19 protein-coding genes are annotated in these 22,303 nt (G+C 36.8%); 10 read left to right on the top strand and 9 right to left on the bottom strand.

Translation table 11 applies throughout. The features are described 5' to 3' along the window. Window positions 1–10: 10 nt before the first annotated feature. Complete coding sequence (locus IEV57_RS14205) at window positions 11–1,153, bottom strand: cysteine desulfurase family protein (protein WP_188443710.1); 1,143 nt, start codon at window positions 1,151–1,153, stop codon at window positions 11–13. 204 nt (window positions 1,154–1,357) lie between these two features. Here IEV57_RS14205 and IEV57_RS14200 point away from each other — a divergent pair, with 204 nt between their 5' ends. After that, a complete protein-coding gene (locus IEV57_RS14200) occupies window positions 1,358–1,708 on the top strand; it encodes a hypothetical protein (protein WP_188443709.1) in 351 nt (116 codons plus the stop codon). A 119-nt stretch (window positions 1,709–1,827) separates the two neighbouring features. Here the strand turns inward: IEV57_RS14200 and IEV57_RS14195 are convergent, their stop codons facing one another. Continuing rightward, complete coding sequence (locus tag IEV57_RS14195) at window positions 1,828–3,990, bottom strand: xanthine dehydrogenase family protein molybdopterin-binding subunit (protein WP_188443708.1); 2,163 nt, start codon at window positions 3,988–3,990, stop codon at window positions 1,828–1,830. A gap of 2 nt (window positions 3,991–3,992) precedes the next feature. Beyond that, complete coding sequence (locus IEV57_RS14190) at window positions 3,993–4,451, bottom strand: (2Fe-2S)-binding protein (protein ID WP_188443707.1); 459 nt, start codon at window positions 4,449–4,451, stop codon at window positions 3,993–3,995. A gap of 205 nt (window positions 4,452–4,656) precedes the next feature. Between IEV57_RS14190 and IEV57_RS14185 the strand changes: the two genes are divergently transcribed. From IEV57_RS14185 to hrpB, 3 genes are all read left to right on the top strand, one after another. Next, window positions 4,657–5,802, top strand: coding sequence for a Gfo/Idh/MocA family protein (locus IEV57_RS14185; protein ID WP_188443706.1), 1,146 nt, complete (start codon window positions 4,657–4,659; stop codon window positions 5,800–5,802). A 124-nt stretch (window positions 5,803–5,926) separates the two neighbouring features. Then, a complete protein-coding gene (locus IEV57_RS14180) occupies window positions 5,927–6,442 on the top strand; it encodes a DUF2911 domain-containing protein (protein ID WP_188443705.1) in 516 nt (171 codons plus the stop codon). A gap of 97 nt (window positions 6,443–6,539) precedes the next feature. Further along, complete coding sequence (hrpB, locus tag IEV57_RS14175; protein WP_188443704.1) at window positions 6,540–9,020, top strand: ATP-dependent helicase HrpB; 2,481 nt, start codon at window positions 6,540–6,542, stop codon at window positions 9,018–9,020. Between the two features lie 58 nt (window positions 9,021–9,078). Here hrpB and IEV57_RS14170 read toward each other — a convergent pair whose 3' ends face one another. Together IEV57_RS14170 and IEV57_RS14165 are read right to left on the bottom strand one after the other, a co-directional pair. Next, a complete protein-coding gene (locus tag IEV57_RS14170) occupies window positions 9,079–9,699 on the bottom strand; it encodes a hypothetical protein (RefSeq protein WP_188443703.1) in 621 nt (206 codons plus the stop codon). A gap of 34 nt (window positions 9,700–9,733) precedes the next feature. Then, the gene (locus IEV57_RS14165; protein WP_188443702.1) at window positions 9,734–10,264 is read right to left on the bottom strand and encodes a HEAT repeat domain-containing protein; all 531 of its coding nucleotides are present in this window, start codon (window positions 10,262–10,264) and stop codon (window positions 9,734–9,736) included. Between the two features lie 65 nt (window positions 10,265–10,329). Between IEV57_RS14165 and IEV57_RS14160 the strand changes: the two genes are divergently transcribed. The 4 genes from IEV57_RS14160 (at window position 10,330) to IEV57_RS14145 (ending at window position 14,188) form a co-directional block, all read left to right on the top strand. After that, window positions 10,330–11,049 (top strand): VLRF1 family release factor, encoded by a 720-nt coding sequence (locus tag IEV57_RS14160; RefSeq protein WP_188443701.1) that lies wholly within the window; start codon window positions 10,330–10,332, stop codon window positions 11,047–11,049. A gap of 106 nt (window positions 11,050–11,155) precedes the next feature. Continuing rightward, window positions 11,156–11,716, top strand: coding sequence for a hypothetical protein (locus IEV57_RS14155; protein ID WP_229744494.1), 561 nt, complete (start codon window positions 11,156–11,158; stop codon window positions 11,714–11,716). A gap of 80 nt (window positions 11,717–11,796) precedes the next feature. Then, window positions 11,797–13,671, top strand: a complete 1,875-nt coding sequence (locus tag IEV57_RS14150; RefSeq protein ID WP_188443699.1) for a CocE/NonD family hydrolase — start codon at window positions 11,797–11,799, stop codon at window positions 13,669–13,671. Between the two features lie 64 nt (window positions 13,672–13,735). After that, window positions 13,736–14,188: a hypothetical protein gene (locus IEV57_RS14145; RefSeq protein WP_188443698.1), complete on the top strand. Its 453-nt coding sequence runs from the start codon at window positions 13,736–13,738 to the stop codon at window positions 14,186–14,188. Window positions 14,189–14,591: 403 nt separating this feature from the next. Here the strand turns inward: IEV57_RS14145 and IEV57_RS14140 are convergent, their stop codons facing one another. The 4 genes from IEV57_RS14140 to IEV57_RS14125 form a co-directional block, all read right to left on the bottom strand. Then, the gene (locus IEV57_RS14140) at window positions 14,592–15,281 is read right to left on the bottom strand and encodes a TrmH family RNA methyltransferase (protein ID WP_188443697.1); all 690 of its coding nucleotides are present in this window, start codon (window positions 15,279–15,281) and stop codon (window positions 14,592–14,594) included. Between the two features lie 27 nt (window positions 15,282–15,308). Further along, complete coding sequence (locus IEV57_RS14135) at window positions 15,309–17,933, bottom strand: DNA gyrase/topoisomerase IV subunit A (protein ID WP_188443696.1); 2,625 nt, start codon at window positions 17,931–17,933, stop codon at window positions 15,309–15,311. Window positions 17,934–18,043: 110 nt separating this feature from the next. Then, a complete protein-coding gene (locus IEV57_RS14130; RefSeq protein ID WP_188443695.1) occupies window positions 18,044–19,945 on the bottom strand; it encodes a DNA topoisomerase IV subunit B in 1,902 nt (633 codons plus the stop codon). Between the two features lie 29 nt (window positions 19,946–19,974). Continuing rightward, window positions 19,975–20,472, bottom strand: coding sequence for a DNA topoisomerase IV (locus tag IEV57_RS14125; protein ID WP_188443694.1), 498 nt, complete (start codon window positions 20,470–20,472; stop codon window positions 19,975–19,977). A gap of 125 nt (window positions 20,473–20,597) precedes the next feature. On the opposite strand from IEV57_RS14125, the gene IEV57_RS14120 reads away from it, so the two are divergent. Both IEV57_RS14120 and IEV57_RS14115 read left to right on the top strand, forming a co-directional pair. Further along, window positions 20,598–21,848, top strand: coding sequence for a sterol desaturase family protein (locus tag IEV57_RS14120; protein ID WP_188443693.1), 1,251 nt, complete (start codon window positions 20,598–20,600; stop codon window positions 21,846–21,848). Further along, the gene (locus IEV57_RS14115; protein WP_308419884.1) at window positions 21,829–22,227 is read left to right on the top strand and encodes a hypothetical protein; all 399 of its coding nucleotides are present in this window, start codon (window positions 21,829–21,831) and stop codon (window positions 22,225–22,227) included. Before IEV57_RS14120 ends, IEV57_RS14115 begins: the two co-directional genes overlap by 20 nt. Window positions 22,228–22,303: the final 76 nt, after the last annotated feature.

Genomic DNA, 22,303 nt, shown 5'->3' with positions numbered 1-22,303 from the left:
AAATGGAAATTTAATCCCTCAATTTCTCAACAACATTCCTAACGATTCTAATAACTTTATCAATTTCTTCCTCTGTTATCATTCTACCCAAACTGAATCTTACAGAAGCTCGACCTAGGTCGGCTTCTATGCCCATAGCAGCAAGAACATGGGAAGGTTTGGGCGAAATGCTCGTACAGGCAGAACCCGAGCTCACAGCTACTTCACGATTAATTTCTCGGAGTAAGTTTTCTCCCTCAATTCCTTGAAATGAGATATTTGATACATGATCTAATCTTTGACTTTGACCAGCATTTAATATAGTCCCTTCGATTTCTAAAATTCCAATTTCCAATTTATCTCGAAGGCTTTTTAACCTTTTTGACTCTTTATTCAAGCTAGATTTTGCTATCTCAGCGGCTTTCCCTAATCCCACAATTCCAGGAACATTGATTGTTCCACTTCGGAAACCCTTTTCATGTCCACCACCATCTATTTGTGAAATAGGCTTTGGAAGTTCATGATTATGTCTGATGTAAAGAACACCTACTCCTTTTGGACCGTAAAATTTGTGTGCAGATAATGCCATCAAATGGATTCCATTTACATCAATAGGGATTTTACCAACAGCTTGGACTGCATCAGTAAAAAAGATGATATCGTGCTTTGCTGCTATTTGAGCGATTTTTTCAACAGGATAAATCACCCCTGTTTCATTATTCGCCCACATTAGACAGATCATTTTGGTTTCAGGACGTATGCTTGACTCCAATTCAAGAGGATCAATTTGTCCATGACTGTTTACAGGAAGCAGGGTGATTTCTGCACCTTTTTCTTCAATTTTCTTTAATGTATCAAGAACCGCTTTATGTTCAGTCTGACATGAAATATAATGTTGCTTCTCTTTTCCATACCTTTCAAAAGTACCTTTGATTGCAATATTGATAGCTTCAGTAGCCCCTGAGGTAAAAATAATTTCCTTAGGATTTGCACCTATCAAACTCGCAACATTTTCCCTAGCCATTTCCACTGCATTTTCTGCCATCCAACCAAAAGGATGACTCTTGCTAGCTGCATTTCCGAAATGCTCCGTAAAATAGGGTAACATCGCTTCTACAACTTCAGGAGCGCAAGGAGTTGTAGCATTATAATCTAGGTAAATGGGGTAATTCATTTGAATAGGTTATTATTTGGTTGATTGAGTACAGCGGATTGATTATTGGTGAATTTGATGTTAGTCGAATTTCAGTGAAAACTACCTTTTAAATATTGATAAATAAATTTGTTTCTTGAAATAGTAAAGTTTTCTTCCAACATAATATTTCAATCTTATTTCTACTATATTTCTATCATATTTCAAACCTATCCAGATCCAAACATGCAAGAAACTTGGCTCTTCAAAATAGAACAAAATCATTCTTCACTAGAGAATCTTATTCAAGATGTTTTGGAAAAGGAACGGAAAGATCTTGGGATTTTCCTTTCTTATTATTTCAAAAGAGAAGGTGCAGTCACTGAAAACGTGGCTTTAAGAGGAGAAATCGACTTTACTTCTGAGTTACAAGGCAATTTTATCTTAGATTTTGATCTAGTACATTTCAATGCCTGCCTGAATATTCATGATACCAAACGAGACGAAATCAAGGTTGATTTTGAGCTATCGATAGATATGAAAGAACTCAAACTCATTGGCCCCTATTTTCCTGAAAGAGGAATGGACGAGATTTGAGATGCATTATTTTAAAATACAAATAACCCCGCTTTTCACACGGGGCTATAAAAATTTATTCTGTTTAATGCATCCTTTTCTTGTATATTGTCTCTTGTTTCTTGAATCTAACTTCTCACCTACCCTCTTTTTATCTCTAAATTTATATCTGAGAATTCTTTTTGCTCTACAAATGGCTGACTTCTTAGCCTTCTTCCAGTAGCTGCAAATATTGCATTGGCGATAGCTCCTCCAGTTGGTGGTAATGCCGGTTCTCCCAAACCAGTAGGATCAAAACCACTATCCAAGTAATGAACTTCCACTTCTGGAACTTCCTTCATTCTAATCAGACGGTAAGAATCAAAATTCTTTTGCTTTGGAAGTCCGTTTTCAAATGTCAGATTCCCATACATAGCATGGCCCATACCATCTACTATTCCACCACGAACCTGATGATTTGCACCAGTTGGATTTACTACAATGCCACAGTCTGTACTTGCGATAATTTTCTTCAGGACAGGTTGATTGTTTTCCATTTCAATATTGGCCACTTGTGCCACATAGGATCTATGGGAGAAATAAACAGAGAATCCTTGCTTCACATTGCCGTCTTTGCCCCAATTTGATTTTTCAGCTGCATCCTTGATTACACCAATCATCCGATCTACATCATAATTCACAGATCCAACTGGAGATGTTTTGGCTTTTTCCAAAAGCTCAAGTCTAAATTGAACTGGATCTTTTTGAGCTTCCAAAGCCACTTCATCCAAAAAGGACTGCTCTGCATAAGCCAAGAAATTGGTAATTGGTGCTCTCCAAGCATTTGTTGTGATGGAAGATGCGTAATTGACATTCTCGATCAATACGTTTTCTACAGCACCTGAAGGGAAATTATCTTGTCTTACAGAATTCCCCGCATTCATGCCAACTCCCCTCAATTTATAACCAATCATATTTCCAGCTTCATCTAAAGCTGCCGAGAATCTGTATCTTACTGCTGGTCTGTACGCTCCACCGGTCATGTCATCTTCTCTACTCCAAGTGACTTTCACTGGGGCATTCATTCTTTTGGAAATTTCTACAGCCTCCAATACATAATCTGCTCGAAGTCTTCTTCCGAATCCCCCTCCTAGCCTTGTGATTTCTACACTGATATTTTCTTTAGGAATTCCTAACAAATTAGCTGTTTGAACTCGAGCTGAATCAGGAGTTTGTGTTGGGCCGATTAATTCCACTTGATCTTCTTTCACATGGGCGAAGAAGTTCATTGGTTCCATCGGAGAATGTGATAAGAATGGACATTGATATTCGCTTGTGACGATTTTTGCTGCATTTTTGAAAGCTGTATCTACATCTCCATCTTCGCGCATTGCTCGGGCATCTTTGCTATCTAGCAATTCCTTGAATATACGATCGTGATCAAAACTGCTTTCTACTTTACCATCAGGTTCATAAGAAACATTCAACCTTCTTTTCGCCTTCATCAATGGCCAAGTGGAATTGCCTACTATTGCAACATTATTATCATAGACAATTACATCTTGAATACCAGGAATAGCTCGAGCTGAAGCATCATCCACGGATTTGATTTTCATTCCAAAAGGTGGTCTTTGAACCATTGCATGAAGCATACCTTCTCGATAAAAATCCAATCCAAAAAGTGGCTTTCCAGTAAATATATCTTCATTATCAACATTCTTAACAGGGGTTCCAATGATTTTAAAATCCTTTGGATCTTTGAAAATCACTTCATCAGGAGCTTCTAACTGTGCTGCATCCAATACAACTTCTCCATAACCCAGTTTTTTACCACTGTCTTTATGATATATTATTCCCTTTTCTGTGGTCAAAGAATTCCTATCCACTTCCAATCGTGTAGCTGCTGCTGATATCAAGAGGTGTCTAGCTGTTGCTCCTGCTTTTCTCAGTCTTTCCCAAGAATGCGGCATAGCGCCTGAACCACCAGTTAGTTGTCTTTCATACTTTTCAGTATCTAAATTCGCTTGTAAAACTCTTACGCGTGACCAATCTGCATCCAATTCCTCAGCAACAACCATCGGGAAAGATGTTTTGATATTTTGCCCTAACTCTGGATTTGGAGAATAAATAACAATGTCTCCATCAGGAGTTATAGAGAGGAAACTATTGAAGTCTGTCGCTTTAGATAGAATTTCTTCTGTGCTGAGCACTTGCATCTTAGGCGAGTCACATCCTGACCAATAAAAGCCAATAAACAATCCTCCTGTTGCTGTAGCAGCTATTTTGAGGAAATCTCTTCTGTTCGTTTTGGTTATATTTGCCATGATTATTTGGTTTTTGCAGCTAAGGCTACAGCTTCACGAATTTTATGATAAGTACCACATCTGCAGAGATTTCTATTCATTGCATTGTCTATCTCTTCTAATGTAGGTTTTGGATTTTTCTTTAAAAAAGAAGCCGCATTCATAATCTGACCTGCTTGACAATAGCCACATTGTGCCACATCAATTTCATTCCAAGCTTTTTGAACAGGATGATCACCTTTTTCAGAAAGTCCTTCGATAGTCGTAACTTTATCATTTCCTACGCTAGAAATTGGAAGTGTGCAAGAAAAAGTAGCTTCACCATTAATATGTACCGTGCAAGCACCACATTGAGCAATTCCACAAGAGTATTTTGTTCCAACTAATCCAAGATGATCTCTCAAGACCCAAAGTAGCGGAGTATCATCCTCTACGTCTACTTCGTAGTTCTTTTCATTGATTCGAAGATTATAATTTGCCATTGTTGATATTATTTATTTGGATCAATAATTTAATCAAAATATTGATTTATGAGGTGACTTAAGTCGGTTTTTTGGTGTTAATTGTGACGATCTGCACTAATCAAATATAAATGGATAAATCATCTGTAACCAAAAGTGTTTTTTATAAAGGAGATATTCGGTTATATTTAATTTTGAATTATAAATCTTAACAATCAAACCTATCATGAAAAAGATCAATGCCGCTATCGTCGGAACTGGATTTATTGGTCCTGCGCATTTAGAAGCTCTTAGAAGATTACCCAATATTGAAGTTGTCGCTCTGTGTGAAGTTAATATTGACTTAGCAAAAGAAAAAGCGGCCTTACTCGGTATCCCAAATGCATATACTTTTGAAGAAATGCTACAAAATCCAACTATCGATGTGGTCCACATTTGTACGCCAAATTTTCTTCATTTTTCCCAATCAAAAGCAGTTCTTGAAGCTGGAAAACATGTTATTTGTGAAAAACCATTAGCAACTAAAATTGAAGAAGCTGAAGAACTTGTGGCTTTGGCAAAGGAAAAAGGCTTGGTCAATGCTGTCCATTTCAACCTGCGATATTATCCGATGGTCAGACAAATGAAAACCATGCGAGAAAGTGGTGAGTTAGGAGAAATATATAGCATCATGGGTTCCTATCTTCAAGATTGGTTGTTTTTGCAGACTGATTACAATTGGAGACTAGAACCAGATAAATCTGGAGATTCCAGAGCAATCGCTGATATTGGATCACATCTTTTGGACTTGACAGAGTATGTGACTGGATTGAAAATTACGGAAGTGATGGCTGACTTTTCTACCGTTCATAAGACAAGATTAAAACCATTGAAAGCAATTGAAACTTACTCGGGAAAAATGCTTGATGCTTCCGATTATCAAGAAGTCCCTATCAATACCGAAGATCATGCATCAGTCTTGTTGAGATTTGATAATGGCAACAAAGGTTCGGTTACTGTATCTCAAGTCAATGCTGGTAGAAAAAATCGTTTAAATATCGAAATAGCTGGTTCGAAGTCCAATTTTGAATGGTGCTCAGAAAAGCCGAATGAAATGTGGATAGGAAAAAGAGAAACAGCCAATCAACATTTAATGAAAGATCCTGCTTTATTTACAAAAGAGGCTGCGGGATTGATTAGTTTCCCTGGTGGACACAATGAAGGTTTCCCCGATACTTCCAAACAAATGTTCAAAGAAGTATATGCTGCTGTAAGAGAAGGCAAGCAACCTGAAAATCCTGCTTTTCCAACTTTCCAAGATGGCTTACGTGAACTGATTATCTGTGAAAGAATTATTGAAAGTCATAAGTCGCAAACTTGGGTAAAAGTCTAAGTAATTGACTATTCAAAAGCCTCTTAATTAACGTTATCAAAGGTTTTATAAATCATCAAAAATTTAATGTTGCCGATAAATTAAAATCAAGTAAAAATCTTTAAACTCAAATAAATCAAATACCATGAAACAATCAATTTTCAAAAAAATCGGTTTAGTAGCTTTATTACTAACTACGGTAAGTCTTTTTGCGAATGCTCAAGGAGAAAAGCCAAGTCCAGCAAAAACAGCTGAAGGAGAAATCAATGGTGCTAAAATCACAATCAACTACAGTAGTCCCGCAGTAAAAGGTAGAACAGTATGGGGAGATTTAGTTCCTATGGGAGAGGTTTGGAGAGCTGGTGCAAATGACGCTACTACGATTGAATTTAGCAAAGATGTGAAGATTCAAGGGAAAGAGTTACCTGCTGGAAAATACAGTTTCTTTGTCATCCCAGGCGAAATGGAATCTACATTTATTTTTAATAAAGTAGCCAAACAGTGGGGTGCTTATACTTATGATCAAGCTGAAGATGCGTTAAGAGTAACTGTACCTTCTGGACAGACATCATCTTTAGAGGAAAGATTGGTTTATGAAATCACAAAAACTGGTTTTGAAATCCGATGGGAATATGGTAGAGCTTCTGCAAGTGTAGAATAAAATACAAAAGAGATTTAATATTTAAAATCCGCTTTTTAGTCAAATATGAAAGACTAAGAAGCGGATTTTTTACCTTTATGACAAAAATAGATAGATTTTGAGTTTTGATCCATTTGCTATAGACCTTCCTGTCAAGGAAATCATCCCTGAAGTTCTTCAAGAGCTAAATTCCAAAAATACGCTAATTGTCCAAGCTCCCCCTGGAGCGGGCAAAAGCACACTCCTCCCCTTGGCACTTCTTAACCAACCATTTCTCAATGGAAAGAAGATTTTGATGTTGGAACCCCGAAGGTTGGCTACCAAATCCATTGCCCAGCGAATGTCTGAGTTGCTCGGTGAAAAATTAGGTCAAACCATAGGGTACAGAATTCGCTTTGAAAGCCAAGTATCTGAAAACACAAGATTGGAAGTACTCACAGAAGGTATTCTTACGAGGATGTTGCATTCAGATAATGCTTTGGAAGATGTTGGATTAGTGATTTTCGATGAATTTCATGAAAGAAATATTCATGCCGATGTGGCTATGGCCCTTTGCCGTGAAGCGCAGCAACTGCTAAGACCTGATTTAAGAATTTTGGTGATGTCTGCCACTTTAGACATGCCGCAACTTTCAGCTTTGCTGAATGCACCCGTGATCTCCAGTGAAGGGAAAATGTTTCCTGTTGAAATCAACTACACAGGAGATATTGACCCTTGGTTAATGCCTGAAATGGTTGCTAAAAATGTGATTGATGCCAGCAAGAAATATGAAGGTGATATCTTGGTATTTCTACCGGGACAAGGAGAAATCAAAAAAACAGAAGCGATTCTGAGGAAGCAATTGGACAATTTTTCTATCCATCCACTTTATGGTCAACTCTCCCCAACTGCCCAATATCAGGCAATTATGCCAAATAGATCGGGTAAAAGGAAAGTTGTGCTTTCTACTTCCATCGCGGAGACAAGTTTAACCATTGAAGGAATCACCGTTGTGATTGATTCAGGATTTGGAAGAACTTCAAAGTTTGACCCAAAGTCAGGACTAAGCCGATTAGAGACAATCAGAATCGCAAAAGACTCTGCTGATCAGCGTGCTGGCAGAGCAGGGAGACTTCAGCCTGGGGTTTGCTATAGACTTTGGTCAAAAGCCACCCAAGCTAATTTAGCAAGTTTCAGAACCCCAGAAATTTTAGAAGCCGATCTAGCATTTTTAGTTTTGGATACGATGGAATGGGGAATCAAAGATATTAGAAATTTGACTTGGCTTACGCCGCCACCTGCTGGCACATTAGCACAAGCCTTCGATATTTTGAATCAGCTCAACGCTATTGAAAATGGAAAGATTACGCCACATGGAAAGCTAATCCATACCATACCTGCCCATCCACGAATTGCTCATATGCTCGTGACTGCACAAGATGAAGATAAAATTGCCTTGGCTACAGATATTGCAGGATTATTGGAAGAAAGAGATCCATTATCGCCAGAAACAGGAGTCGATATCAATTTAAGAATTGAAGCATTGAGAAGAGCAAGAAAAGAAGGCTTGTCGGTAAAAGGGGTTAATAAAATTGAAAAAATAGCATCGAATTATCGAAGACTTTTCAAAGCAGAAGTAGATAATTCTCCTGTAGATTCATTTGAAACAGGCTCTATCATTGCTTTGGCCTATCCAGAAAGAATTGCATTTGCTAGACCTGGAAACAATGCCCAATTTCAACTAGCTAATGGAAAATTGGCTATGATTGGTCACAAAGATGATTTGGCACATGAATCATGGTTGGCTATTTCGCACATTGATGCTCGTGAAGGAATGGGGAAAGTATTTTTAGCCTCACCGCTTAATCCAAAGGATTTGGCTCCATTTGTCAAAGAAAAAAGAAAAGTGACTTGGGATAGCAAAAAAGGTGGATTGATTGCAAGTATCGATTTAAGTATTGGAAGCATTGTGTTGCGATCTACTCCTATCCGTGATCTTTCTGATGAAGATTTGATGGAAGCCTTAGCAAATGCATTGATCCAAGAAGGTGAAAAACTTCTCGAAGTTTCTGAAAAAGTACTAAACTTACAGGCGAGAATGTCAAGTTTAAGAAAATGGAGAAGAGAAGAAAACTGGCCTGATTGGTCTATTGAGTCGATTATCAACAATCAAAAGGATTTTCTAACGCCTTACCTTGCAGAAATTCGCAGGCCTGAAGATTTCAAAAAGCTAGATTTAGCAACTATTCTTATTCACACTTTGAATTTTGAGCAGCAAATTAAGTTCAATGAATTAGTCCCTGAAAAAATTACTGTTCCAAGCGGAAGTTCCATTAAGATCAACTACTCCAAACATGGAGAGCAACCTGTCCTGGCTGTTCGCTTACAGGAAGTATTTGGTTGGTTGGAAACTCCGAAAATCAATGAAAATCGAACAAGTCTGCTTCTACACTTGCTTTCACCTGGGTTTAAGCCTGTCCAAGTAACATCTGATTTAAAGAATTTTTGGGAAAATACGTATTTCGAAGTCAAAAAAGAACTCAAAAGGCGCTATCCAAAACACGCTTGGCCTGAAAGTCCTTTAGAAGAAAAAGCTATAAGAGGTGTTAAAAGGAAATAAGAAATGCCATCCAAGCAGATGGCATTTCTTATTGATTTAAATTAAGTCAGACTCGAATTTAATCTAAATTTTCTAAGTGATTTAATAAATTCAGAAAGCTAGCAAGTGTAAATGGCGTAACCATCATCTCCTCCAATTTGTCTAAATATGCTTTTTTCGTATACTCGTATTCTTGTTTGTTGTAAAGTTTAGAAAGGGTAATAGCGCGAGCAGATCTGTAGGTAAAGTTCTGTGTGGTCAGCTCTTGATCTGGATTTTTATTAAATAAAAATTCCATATTCTCTGGGACAGAATATTTATCTAGCCAGTGAAAACCATCTTTAACTAAAAATTCCTCGATTTTTTTCAATATATCATTAACCTCAAAATCATCTTGAAGAAAGAACCTCCTAGGCAAATTGTTATCAATTTGATTCAAAGGTATTACATGAGTTACACTTCTATCTTTGAAGTCACCAAGAGAAGGAAGAAATTGATTAATTATATTTTCGACTTGATCAAACCTAATTCCTAACTGAATTTCGAGGTAGTTAGCATCTGGGTTTTGTATATGGTGAAAAAACAAAATTTGTTTCCCCTCAGAGAATGATTTTGTGTAATGAAGCAATGATGAATCTAATTCAAAACCAAAATCCAACAGAAAATCTTCATGCAATGATATCAATTCTTTAATAGCCATATCCTTTTAACCTGTTTTGTTATACTTTTGTTGTTCATTCTTCAAGAAATAATTGTTTTATTTCTTGAAGAATGAGTTCTACCTCTTCTTTTTTGATGAGAAAATCATCACTTTCTTTATCCACATTATTTTCAAAATGCTTCCAATGTTTTTCAGCTTTTTTGATTGTTCGAGGACTAAGATCAAACTCAACATGATCCAAATAATCTTTAGCAAGATTGGACGACTTGAAATTTCCGAACAAATAAATCCTCAATACATCAACAAATTTATCACTGAGGTCGAATCCTTCTAGAGCTTGAACAAAAAGTCCATTCGTATTTTTATTTTTACTATCATGAATGATCTCCAATAATGGATCTAAGGCCTTTTGATTATTTTCAATTTTGCTCAATGCTCTTGCTGCTAAGTATGCAGCATCTAAATCTTGACCTTTTATAATCTCTATCAATTGATCTACAACTTCCTCCGTACCTATTTCCGCTAGTTTATCAGCATATTCAAAAGCCTCAGCTTCTGATTTATCACACATTTTCTCAAGTAGATATAGTATTTTATTCTCCATGGTTTTCTAATTTAGCAAGTCACAAATATAAGACCATTCTAAAGCCTTGAAAGCGAAAATTTTAAATGAAAATAGAAAAATTTGATAAAATATTGATTTTCAGATTTGTTACTTTCATGCATTCCAAGGGTATTGCTTTCGAATATAATGATAAAAAACATCTTCTTGATTTTATTCTAGACAAGGAATCCATAATAAAATTACGTTTGCCGTTAGATATGGATTTTGACTTTGATAAAAAGCTGCCTATACATACAGATTTCAAGAATTATGTCTTAATAATGATCCGTTCAGGAATTGCTTCTGTGGGATTTTTTGAGAATTATGTAAATCATCAGCACAAAGTCTTTCGGGCTTACATGACGCGTAAAAAGCAAGGGAAAAGTCAAATCAAGCATTTGAAAACCAAAGGAAAATCTAGAGCTGGTTCAAGAATCAGGTTGCAAGAAACTCTAGAATTTTTTGAAAGTATCAATCACCGTATACAAGAGCATTTCGACGAATTTAGAATAGATAAAATAGGAATAAGTTGCTCAGAAACACTTATCCCCTACTTTTATGGTGGGAAAGTGCCTACACCTTTTGACAAGCAAGATGAACGGATTTTCAAGATCCCAAAACATATTCAAAATCCCACTTTTGAAGAGTTAACTGAAGTCAACAAGTTTTTGATGCAATCAGAAATTAGAATTGCAGAAGGTGGACAGTTACATTACGAGGCTTTTATGTACGAAGTAAGGAATAGCGAAATCACTTTAAATGAGGAAAAAGACGAGGACTGGTAAATTATCTGGAATAATTATTGAACATAATTTTAAACTCTGATACTTTATAATTTATAGAATGATTAAAAAAATCACTACTTTAATAGTGCTGGGAATTTTTATTTTTATGAGTAGCCAAACTAATGCTCAGCGATATGGCACAGCAGCTGGTTTGAGATTGGGCTCTAATGATTTCAGCAGAACAGTAGGAATTACCGCTCAGCAAAGAATATTAAAAAATATCACCATTGAAGGAATAGCACAATCAGATTTTAGCAGAAACACGACACTTCATTTACTTTTAGAACGTCACAGACCAATAATTTCCAAAAGATTCAATTACTATTATGGACTTGGTTATTCTCTTGGATGGGAAGAAAGCAATATCAAAAACCCTGCAACAATGGAAATCATTACCACCTACGGAAACAATACGAATGGAATTGATTTGATTGGTGGTATTGAAATGACCATTTTGAATACGACAGTTTCCCTTGATTACAAGCCTAATTTTAATATGTCGGGTAGAGAAGAATTTTATCGAGGTCAGGTGGGGATTTCTGTTCGAACTGTAATTGTAAAAAGTAAGGCACAGGATAAAAAAAGAAGACAGCGCGCAAGAGAAAAGCGTAAAAAAAATAGAACTCCACTTTTTGAGGGTTTAAGAGAAAGATTTAAGAAGAATTAAAGTCCTTTTATATAATTCAGTTATACAATATGGATTTAAAATTTTATTTTAGAATTTGAATAAACACCAAATTCTAACCTATGAGAAAATTTAATGTTTTGCTTGTCCTCTTCTTGATGTGGGGAGCAACTTTTGCCCAAGAAAAGTCCATTTTAGAGCAGCTCGATGAAGTTGCAGTCATAGATCAAAAGGTCATGATACCCATGCGAGATGGGGTGAGATTAGCCACAGATATTTATAGACCAAAAGGCGATACGCCTGTTCCAATCATTTTTTCGAGAACTCCATACAATTTTAATTCCTACAGAGATGGAGAAATGACCACTCGGACACTTCAAACTGCCCTGGAAGCTGTCAAAAGAGGTTATGCTTATGTTGTTCAAAATGAAAGAGGCAGATTCTTCTCTGAAGGAGAATGGGATATTTTAGGAACCCCACTTACGGATGGATATGATGCTTTCGATTGGATGGAAGATCAGCCTTGGAGTAATGGCAAAATCGGAACTATCGGTTGCTCTTCTACTGCTGAATGGCAAATGGCTGTAGCAGCGATGGACCATCCAGCTCACGCAGCTTTGATTCCACAGGGATATGGCGCCGGAGTAGGAAGAATTGGTGATTATTACGAGCAAGGAAACTGGTACCGAGGTGGTGCAGGCCAAATGCTTTTCACCACATGGCTTTATAGCACACAGCACGATCCAATGGCTCCAAGATTGCCGGAAGGAATTCAACAAGAAGATTTATTGCGTTTACAGCGTTTTTATGATATGGCTCCACGCTACCCAAGAGTTGATTGGAAAGAGGGATTGAGTCATTTGCCGATTCAGGATATTATCAAAAATGTAAACGGTCCAAAAGGAATTTATGAAGAAATGATTACCCGTAAGCCAAATGATCCAAAATGGTTTGAAGGTGGACTTTTTCACGATGATATGGAATTCGAAAAACCAAGTTTTTGGTTCGTTTCCTGGTATGATGTCGCAGCTAGTCCAAATTTGGCGCTTTACAATCATGTAAGAAATAGTGCCAAAGATCCTAAAATAAGAGATAATCAATATTTGGTAATCGCTCCTACCCTTCACTGCGCATATACAAGAGCAACGGAAAACACGATAGTTGGCGAAAGATCAGTTGGAGATGCAAGGTTAAATTACAATGAATTGACATATGCATGGTTTGATTTTTGGCTGAAAGGCGAAGAAAATAAGATCAAAGAAGATATGCCAAAAGTTCGCTATTTCACCATGGGATCTAACGAATGGCAATCCTCAGACACATGGCCTCCCAAAGAAGCTCAAATGACAACTTTCTTTCTAGATAGCAAAGGCAAAGCAAACAGCAGATTGGGTGATGGCGTGTTAAGCTCAAAACGACCAAACCGTGACAATCCAGACTCTTTCAAATATGACCCAATGAATCCTGTAAATTCCTATGGTGGAAATGTGTGTTGTACCGGAAATGCTGTTCAAGGTGGTTCTTGGGATCAGCAGGAAATGGAGTTGAGAGAGGATATTTTGGTTTATACTTCAGATGTTTTGGAAGAAGGCATAGAGGTCAGTGGATTTATTGAATCCAAGCTATATCTGTCCACAGATGTAAAAGATACAGATTTGACAATTAAATTGATTGATGTTTATCCTGATGGAAGTGCTTATAATCTAGATGAGACAATCCAAAGAGTTCGTTATAGAGAAGGATACGAAAAGGAAGTTTTCATGGAAAAAGGGAAAGTCTATGAAGTCAATATGACTCCTATGTCTACTTCTAATTTCTTCGAAAAAGGCCACCGTATCAGAATTGAAGTTTCATCCTCTAATTTCCCGAGATTTGACAGAAATATGAACACCGGTGGAAATACCTATGACGAAACTGAAGGTATTGTTGCTACAAACAATATCCATCATTCTAGCAAATATCCGAGCAGCATCACTTTACCAATTGTGAGGAGATAATTATTCTTATAAACAAAAGGGGCTTTTTATTTATAAAAAAGCCCCTTTTGTTTAAATTTAGACCATGAATAAATGGTTGTTTTCAGCAGGTATAATCACCGCTATAATTTCACTATTGCATGTAGCCATTGTCATTGGCGGCTCAGATTGGTATTTATTTTTTGGTGCAGGAACAGAAATGGCGCGACAATCTAATGAAGGCATGTTGGAACCTGTGATTACTACTCTTGGAATAGCAATTGGATTAGCTTTGGTAACTTTTTACGCTTTCCACACTTCTCTCAAGAAAAAGAGATTACCATTTTCAAACTTTATTTTATATGGCTTCTCTTTTGTCATGATTTTTAGAGGGTTAGTTGGTATTCCAATAGTCTATCTTTTAGACCATCCTTATCTCAACGAATTATCCGAACGGCCTCTTTTCATGGTTGTGAGCTCCATTTTTTGTTTAGGATTAGGATGTATTTATTGGATTGGTATGAATAAGATGTCAGGGCTACGCCCCTCTCAATACTAAACCAACCCATTTTCTACGAAGATTAGAGGGCTACGCCCCCGTTTTCGACCAATATCAAATTTGCTTTTTGCTACAAAGATAAGAGTGCCACTCCCCCAATTTTTATCTCCACCGAAATTGAAAAATCCAAACATAAAGGTACAAAAACTATAGTTTTCATATTTACAAAAATCAGATAAAATCTATTATGGGGCGTTAACTTCAACATCTTCGTAGTAAATACCTGAAAGACGAGATCCTAAAGGGGAGTCAACTTGACATATTCGTAACAAATATTAACTAGATACTACAAAAAAAGGGGTGTTAGCCCTGAAATCTTCGTAGATAAAACAATGTACAAGATCCTGAGAGGGGCGTTAGCCCTGAAATCTAAAAAAATCATATTAAGACCATTCAAAAAATATTATTCTTTCCTAAAATCCTTAAAAAACTCCTTTTCATGCAAGGCTGAATTTTTTACTACATCACGATACCATTTGGAGCGTAGAACTTCTTTTTCTGCTTCTGTCAAATAGAAATCTGGAATATCTAAAGCTGCTGCTTTGCGCTGAAGATCAAATAAAAATATTGATGCTGCTACAGAGATATTGAAACTCTCGGTGAATCCATCCATCGGAATATGTACCAATCCGTCAGCTTGTGAAATCATCTCTTCACTCACGCCTTCATGTTCATTGCCAAAAACCAATGCCGTCTTTTCATCCACTTTCAAATCGTGAATGGAAATACTTTCTGCTCTAGGACTTGTTGCATAGATTTTAAATCCTTTTGCTTTCAAATCAGAAACACAGCAAGTCACCGCATTGCCTCCATAATTGCTGTATTTATGAATATCAACCCACTGTGCTGCTCCTCGGGTGACATACGGATTTACCTTATATTCTTGTTCTTTCTCAATGATATACACGTCCTGAATACCAAAACAATCAGCCGTCCTGAGAACGGCTGATGCATTGTGTGGTTTATAAATATCTTCTAAGACAACAGTAAAATACCTTGTTCTCTTAGCCAGAATTTCCTCCATCAAAGCCATCTTGTGTGGTGTGATGTACCCGCTTAGATAGTTTAGAAATTCTTTCTCTTTTGTATCCATTATTGTACCCTTCGATCAATAACTTATTTAAAATAATCCCAATTGATCTTCGTCATCTTTATTTATTTTCAGATCAATCGTAGAACCGATTTCCAAGGAATCGTCAACATCTCCACTTGCTTCAGAATCACCTTCTTCCTTCTCTGATTTCTCTACTTTTTTTGGCTGGATCAATTCAATTTCTAAAATTTGATGGGAAGAGAACTTATTCCCTACCGATTTCCATCCTTTGACATCGATCAGCATATCCAAATCGTATTCATTTTCCTCTTGCTCCTTCCCTTTCTGCAACTTCGCTTTTACTTGAGGTTGTTTTTCAGTGGATACAAGTTTCAAATAAGATTGCTTGTGATCTGAGATAAAATTGAATTTCTTATTAATCGTAGATGTCTCAATTAAAAATCTCTTAACAAAATAGGTCTTCGAGATTCCATCATAATAGATCGCAGAGATCACTTTTTGTGCATCAAATTTCTCTATCAAAAGTACATTTTGAGCTTCGTATCGATTCGTAAGTTCGAAAGTGGTCAATTCATACTCTCCATTTTTGTAGAAAACGACAATTCTATCTTCACCCAAGAAATTCCCAATCAAGACTCCTCTTTGGTCAGTGTTTAACCTGCCAACTGATCTGTCAAAATAGATATCTAGTCCTCCCAAAGTAGAAACACCTTCCATTTTGAGTTGAATTTTTCGGATTGGGTATCTAGTCAAGATATTACCTCCTGCTCCTCTTCCTTTAATTTCAATAGTACTGAAGTCGAAATCAAATACTTTAACTCTAGCTTTTGCTCCTTGAGTAAGGTACACAGTCACAATCTCAGCTTCTCCATTGGCATTTGCTGTGAGATAAAGTACTTTGGACCCTTTGGTTCCCTTCGTCAATTCATATTCTCTATCTCTAGTAACTGCCAAAACTTGAAATCTTTTGACCATCGCTCGTCCAGATTCTCCGTCAAGGTAGATTAGATTGTAAACCATTCGCTCGTCACCTTTGCGGAAGACTGCTACATGGAGAATGTCTTTTCCAACAAAACCTTTCTCCTGAATCCGACTTACAATGCATTTTCCATCTCGCCTGATCACAATGATATCATCCAAATCAGAACAGTCACAAACAAACTCGTCTTTTTTCAATCCATAGCCTACAAAACCATCAGTTCTATTCACATACAGCTTGGCATTGTTCGCAGCTACTACCGTTGCTTCGATTTGATCAAAAGTTCTGATTTCAGTTTTTCGCTCCCTTCCTTTACCATATTTTGACAAAAGATTTTCATAATACTTGATAGCATAAGTTGTCAGGTGCTTCAAATTGTAATTCACTTCTTTCAACTCCTCTTCCAACCTACGCATCAATTCATCTGCTTTAAAAGCATCAAATTTTGAAATCCTTTTGATTTTGATTTCTGTCAAGCGTACAATATCCTCAGTCGTGATATCTCTATAAAAACTTGGTTTGAAGGGGTCTAAACCTTTATCTATCGTCTGAATTACAGCGTCCCAAGTTTCGCACTCCTCAATATCTCTATATATCCTATTTTCGATAAAAATCTTTTCTAAAGAAGAGAAAAGTAACTTCTCCATCAGTTCCGCCTTACGAATTTCCAGCTCCTTTTTTAGAAGCTCTTTCGTCTGCTTGGTATTGTATTGAAGAATATCATTGACAGAAAGAAATACCGGCTTATCTTGGATAATCACGCAGGCATTTGGTGAAATGCTAACTTCACAATCTGTAAATGCATACAAAGCATCAATCGTCATATCAGGTGATTGACCCGGTGCCAATTGAATTTGAATCTCTACATTTTTGGCTGTATTGTCTACAACTTTTTTGATTTTGATTTTTCCTTTATCATTCGCTTTGATAATGGATTCAATCAAAGAATTTGTTGTTGTCGCAAATGGTATATCTTTGATTAACAATGTTTTATTGTCTCCTTCCTCAATCCTTGCTCTAACCTTTACTCTACCACCTCTTTGGCCTTCATTGTATTCAGTAAAGTCTGCTAATCCTCCTGTAGGGAAATCTGGAAGAAGGTATGGTCTTTCTCCTTGAAGAATCTGAATGGACCCCTGAATCAGTTCAATAAAATTGTGTGGAAGGATTTTTGTCGATAAACCTACCGCAATCCCTTCTACACCTTGTGCCAATAAAAGTGGGAATTTGACTGGTAAGGTTACTGGTTCTTTTTTTCTACCATCATAAGAAAGCTGCCATTCTGTAGTCTGAGGATTGAAGACAACTTCCAATGCAAATTTGGATAATCTAGCCTCAATGTATCTCGATGCAGCAGCACCATCACCTGTTCGGATATCGCCCCAGTTACCCTGAGTTTCGATCAATAATTCTTTCTGTCCTAAATTGACAATGGCATCTCCGATAGATTGATCACCATGTGGGTGATACTGCATAGATTGACCAATGATATTGGCGACTTTGTTGAATCGACCATCATCCATCTCCTTCATCGCATGGAGAATCCTACGCTGTACAGGCTTCAAACCATCTTCAATAGCAGGAACTGCTCTTTCTAGAATTACATAAGAGGCATAGTCTAGGAACCATTCCTTGTACATTCCTGTCACAGGGATCGATTCATTCAAAGAACCTTCTTTGTCTTCTAGATTATCATTATTTTGATCACTCATCCTTATTCAATGTATTTCTTTGTTTATCTCCCTTATCAATTTAGGGGAGATACATTTTTTTCAAATAGAAACTAATTCAAAACCTTTATCAGGCTATTCTCAAAGCAGAATTAAGCAGCTTCGTCCTCTTCTTCTGACTTTTGATCTTTCTCAGGATCATTGTGGACGATATCCTTTTCAATCTTGAGGTTATCAATGATAAAAGTCTGTCTGTCAGGAGTGTTTTTACCCATGTAAAACCCAAGTAGGTCAGCAATTTTGGTTTCTTTATTCAGGATGATCGGCTCCAAGCGGATATCTTCACCGATAAATGTCCCAAACTCTCCCGGAGAAATTTCACCTAAACCTTTGAAACGTGTGATTTCAGCAGTTTTCCCAAGCTTATGAATCGCTCGTTGTCTATCTTCATCTGTGTAGCAATAGATCGTCTCTTTTTTATTTCTGACTCGGAACAAAGGGGTATCAAGAATATACAAATGACCATTTTTTACCAAATCGGGAAAGAATTGGAGAAAGTAAGTCATGATCAGCAATCGAATGTGCATTCCATCCACATCGGCGTCAGTTGCAATGACAATTTTTCTGTATCTGAGATTATCTATTCCGTCCTCAATGTTGAGTGCATGCTGAAGTAAGTTGAATTCTTCATTTTCATACACCACTTTCTTGGTCATTCCAAAGCAGTTCAAAGGCTTTCCTCTCAATGAAAAAACAGCCTGTGTCTGCACATCTCTTGATTTGGTGATGGAACCTGATGCGGAATCTCCTTCCGTAAGGAAAAGCATAGTATTATTCTTCTTTTCCTCGTCACCTTTCGGATCATCGTAGTGAACACGACAATCTCTCAACTTCTTATTATGCAGATTGGCCTTCTTTGCTCTTTCGTTTGCGAGTTTCTTGATGCCCGAGATTTCCTTTCTTTCTCTTTCAGATTGAAGGATTCTCTTCAATAAAGCATCAGCAACAGCAGGATTTTTATGCAAATAATTATCCAGCTCTACTTTTAGGAAATCATTGACAAATGTTCTCAAAGTAGGTCCATCAGCGCCAATTGTTTGTGAACCTAGTTTGGTTTTGGTTTGAGATTCGAAGACTGGCTCCTGAACCCTTACGGCGATAGCTGCTACAACACTCTGACGGATATCAGAAGCATCATAATCCTTCTTATAAAACTCTCTGATAGTTTTTACAATCGCCTCTCTGAAAGCCGCTAAATGCGTCCCTCCTTGCGTGGTGAATTGTCCATTGACAAAAGAATAATACTCTTCACCATATTGATTGCTATGAGTAAGCGCCACCTCAATGTCATTCCCTTTGAGATGAATGATTGGATATCTAGCACTTTCTTCATCAACTTTTCTCGTCAAAAGATCATAAAGTCCTCTTTCAGAAAAGAATTTCTTTCCATTATAATTGATAGTCAGTCCAGCATTCAAAAATGCGTAATTCCAAATCTGATTTTCTAAGTATTCTGGGATGAAATGATAGTTTTTGAAAACGCCAGAATCAGGTGTAAAAGTGATTTTCGTTCCATTTCTGTCCGATGATTTTTCAATCTTCCGATCTTCTTTCAGAATTCCTTTTTCAAATTCTGCAACTTTTGTTTCTCCATCTCGATAGGACTGAACTTTAAAGTAATCAGAAAGTGCATTTACCGCTTTTGTACCCACACCATTTAGTCCAACTGACTTTTGGAAAGCACCTGAATCGTATTTTCCTCCTGTATTGATTTTGGAAACACAATCGATAACTTTTCCCAAGGGAATGCCTCGTCCGTAATCCCTTACCTCTACTTTATGTTCCGAAATTTTAATATCAATCGTTCTTCCATAGCCCATCATGTGTTCATCGATGCTGTTATCGAGAATTTCTTTCACTAGGACATAAATACCATCATCTTGGGCGCTTCCATCACCCAACTTTCCGATATACATACCCGGTCTTAACCTGATGTGTTCTCTCCAGTCAAGTGACTTGATACTATCTTCTGTATATTGAACGTGTTCTGCCATTTGTGAGCGTTAATAATATGGGGTCTTAATTAATTAGAATTGGCCTGTACTGATTTGAATTTTTGAACCAAAATCCAAAATAAGGCAGCAATCCATATTACAAATAATATAGGAATAAGGTAAAAGAAGAAACTGAATTGTCCAGAACTTATTTCATTTTGGTTGTTGATGCTATGAACAAATAGGGCCATGATCATCAAGGAAATATTGATAATTCCCACAAAACTATAAATCCAAGCCAACATAAAGTCGCTTAAACTGTCACCTTTCGGGAAAATCCGTTTCAGGTTTGGTGTACTTTGGTTTTCTATCAATTTTCCAGGAGTAATCATCAGGACATTGAGTACGATGAATAAAATGATTCCTGAATAGAAAAAAGTTTCTTTAGGAACACTTTTCAAAAAGCCCCCATTTTCATCAAGCTGATAAGCTACCACGTCAGAAAGTGACGCATAGATATAAAGGAATGATAGAATGAATACTAAAACTGATATAAAATGAAATACTTTGCCAAATCGGTAATACATAATGGTGATTGTTTTAAGCCGCTAATATAAAGATTTATGCTTACCAAAATCGAATAGGTTTTTTCCTTTATTCAGTTTTTATCAGTAGTTTTCAGACACAAATTACCCAATAACCTGAAAGTAAGATGAATCTGAGTCCTGTAATAATTGCCATCCCCATTTATTTTCTTTTGATGGGAATCGAGTTGATTGTCCTTCGATTTCAAAAAAATCCGAGTTATAGAATGAATGATGCCATTACCAACATCAACCTTGGTGTAGTGTCACAAGTGAGTGGTGTTTTTATCAAAGTACTTTCGATTGGAGTTTATGCTTTCTTGTTTGAGAAATTTGCCTTTTTCCAGATTGAAAATAACATTTGGACATTTCTCCTGCTGTTTTTCCTTTATGACTTTTGCTATTATTGGGCACATAGAAAATCGCATGAGATCAATTTGTTTTGGGGTGGCCATGTAGTCCACCATTCTAGCGAAGAATACAATCTATCCGTGGCATTGAGACAGAGTTCTACGCAGACGATTTGGACTTTTTTCTTCTATTTACCGTTGGCTTTTATTGGCTTTGATCCGATTTCACTGGTTTTGGTGTCAGGGCTCAATCTACTTTATCAATTTTGGATTCATACCGAGGCAATCGGTAAAATGGGTTTTCTGGAAAAATTCATGAATACACCTTCACATCATCGGGTCCATCATGGAAGAAACCCAAAATATATTGACAAGAATCATGGAGGAACATTTATTATCTTTGATAAGTGGTTTGGGACATTCCAAGAAGAGGAAGAAAAGCCAACCTATGGCATCACCGTTCCTGTCAACAGCTGGAATCCTGTTTGGGTCAACTTATCGCATTATGCGAATATGAAAGAGGAAATGAAGCAAATCCCAAATTGGTCAGATAAAGTCAAGTACCTCTTTAACAAACCAGGTTGGCTGCCTGAATATTTGGGTGGACAAAGGGAAGTGAAAGATGTAGATGAAAGTTACAGGAAGTTTGATACGAATGTGCCTAAACCCTTAAATTTCTATGTTTTCTTCCAATATGTGGTTTTGATGGGTCTGACAGCCTATTTTTTATTCAATTTAGATTCTTTTGATTGGGTGATGAAAGTTGCCCTATCCGCTTTGATTATTTGGAGTACTGTGAGCTTTTCGGGGATTTTTGAACAAAGTCGCTGGTATCATGTTCAAGAAATCGTCCGAGTTGCGCTTTTCTCAGTTGCAGCTTGGTATATCGGGTTGAATTTCTTCCAGGAAAATATAATCATCACAGGGCTTTTTCTCTATGCTATCTCCTCTTACTTTTGGCTTTGGAAAAACGAATCGGTCGTCAAAAATTTCCAAAAGTCACTCAACAATGAAAAATTACATGCGTAGCATCTGTTTCTTAGCCCTAATTGCTTTTTCACTTTTATTAAATTCTTGTACAGGAAAATTAGAAGTGGGAAATATCGATCTCGTCAATTGGAAAAATGACAGATATGGTTGCAATGGTTTGAGAATTCAGCAGCTTGATGAAATCCAGAAAATGAAAAATGATTTTTTGGGAGCAAATAATCAAGAATTAATTAAAACCTTTGGAAGACCTGATCGGGTGATTTTGGTAGATAAAAGTCAGAGTTATTTCTACTATTTCTTGGATCCGAGTGAACAATGTGACAATCATGATACCGAGACATCACCACTTAAAGTCATGTTTCGTATGAATGCCATCAATAAGGTGAGTGAAGTGAATATTAGTAGATTGGATCCTTAAGATTAGCAGTTGTAATTAAGTATTAAAATGATTAAATTTTAATGAAATTAGATTAAAAAGGCTTTTGCTTAATAAT

Source organism: Belliella aquatica (genome assembly GCF_014637795.1).
Classification (GTDB): Bacteria; Bacteroidota; Bacteroidia; order Cytophagales; family Cyclobacteriaceae; genus Belliella; species Belliella aquatica.
The sequence above is the reverse complement of the archived record's forward strand: the minus strand, read 5'-3'. Positions and strand labels throughout refer to the sequence as shown.

Bases quoted from the DNA above. Each gene is read 5' to 3' on its own strand.
- IEV57_RS14205 (WP_188443710.1), bottom strand. From the start codon at position 1,153: ATGAATTACCCCATTTACCTAGATTATAATGCTACAACTCCTTGCGCT.
- IEV57_RS14200 (WP_188443709.1), top strand. From the start codon at position 1,358: ATGCAAGAAACTTGGCTCTTCAAAATAGAACAAAATCATTCTTCACTA.
- IEV57_RS14195 (WP_188443708.1), bottom strand. From the start codon at position 3,990: ATGGCAAATATAACCAAAACGAACAGAAGAGATTTCCTCAAAATAGCT.
- IEV57_RS14190 (WP_188443707.1), bottom strand. From the start codon at position 4,451: ATGGCAAATTATAATCTTCGAATCAATGAAAAGAACTACGAAGTAGAC.
- IEV57_RS14185 (WP_188443706.1), top strand. From the start codon at position 4,657: ATGAAAAAGATCAATGCCGCTATCGTCGGAACTGGATTTATTGGTCCT.
- IEV57_RS14180 (WP_188443705.1), top strand. From the start codon at position 5,927: ATGAAACAATCAATTTTCAAAAAAATCGGTTTAGTAGCTTTATTACTA.
- IEV57_RS14170 (WP_188443703.1), bottom strand. From the start codon at position 9,699: ATGGCTATTAAAGAATTGATATCATTGCATGAAGATTTTCTGTTGGAT.
- IEV57_RS14165 (WP_188443702.1), bottom strand. From the start codon at position 10,264: ATGGAGAATAAAATACTATATCTACTTGAGAAAATGTGTGATAAATCA.
- IEV57_RS14160 (WP_188443701.1), top strand. From the start codon at position 10,330: ATGAAAATAGAAAAATTTGATAAAATATTGATTTTCAGATTTGTTACT.
- IEV57_RS14155 (WP_229744494.1), top strand. From the start codon at position 11,156: ATGAGTAGCCAAACTAATGCTCAGCGATATGGCACAGCAGCTGGTTTG.
- IEV57_RS14150 (WP_188443699.1), top strand. From the start codon at position 11,797: ATGAGAAAATTTAATGTTTTGCTTGTCCTCTTCTTGATGTGGGGAGCA.
- IEV57_RS14145 (WP_188443698.1), top strand. From the start codon at position 13,736: ATGAATAAATGGTTGTTTTCAGCAGGTATAATCACCGCTATAATTTCA.
- IEV57_RS14140 (WP_188443697.1), bottom strand. From the start codon at position 15,281: ATGGATACAAAAGAGAAAGAATTTCTAAACTATCTAAGCGGGTACATC.
- IEV57_RS14135 (WP_188443696.1), bottom strand. From the start codon at position 17,933: ATGAGTGATCAAAATAATGATAATCTAGAAGACAAAGAAGGTTCTTTG.
- IEV57_RS14130 (WP_188443695.1), bottom strand. From the start codon at position 19,945: ATGGCAGAACACGTTCAATATACAGAAGATAGTATCAAGTCACTTGAC.
- IEV57_RS14125 (WP_188443694.1), bottom strand. From the start codon at position 20,472: ATGTATTACCGATTTGGCAAAGTATTTCATTTTATATCAGTTTTAGTA.
- IEV57_RS14120 (WP_188443693.1), top strand. From the start codon at position 20,598: ATGAATCTGAGTCCTGTAATAATTGCCATCCCCATTTATTTTCTTTTG.
- IEV57_RS14115 (WP_308419884.1), top strand. From the start codon at position 21,829: ATGAAAAATTACATGCGTAGCATCTGTTTCTTAGCCCTAATTGCTTTT.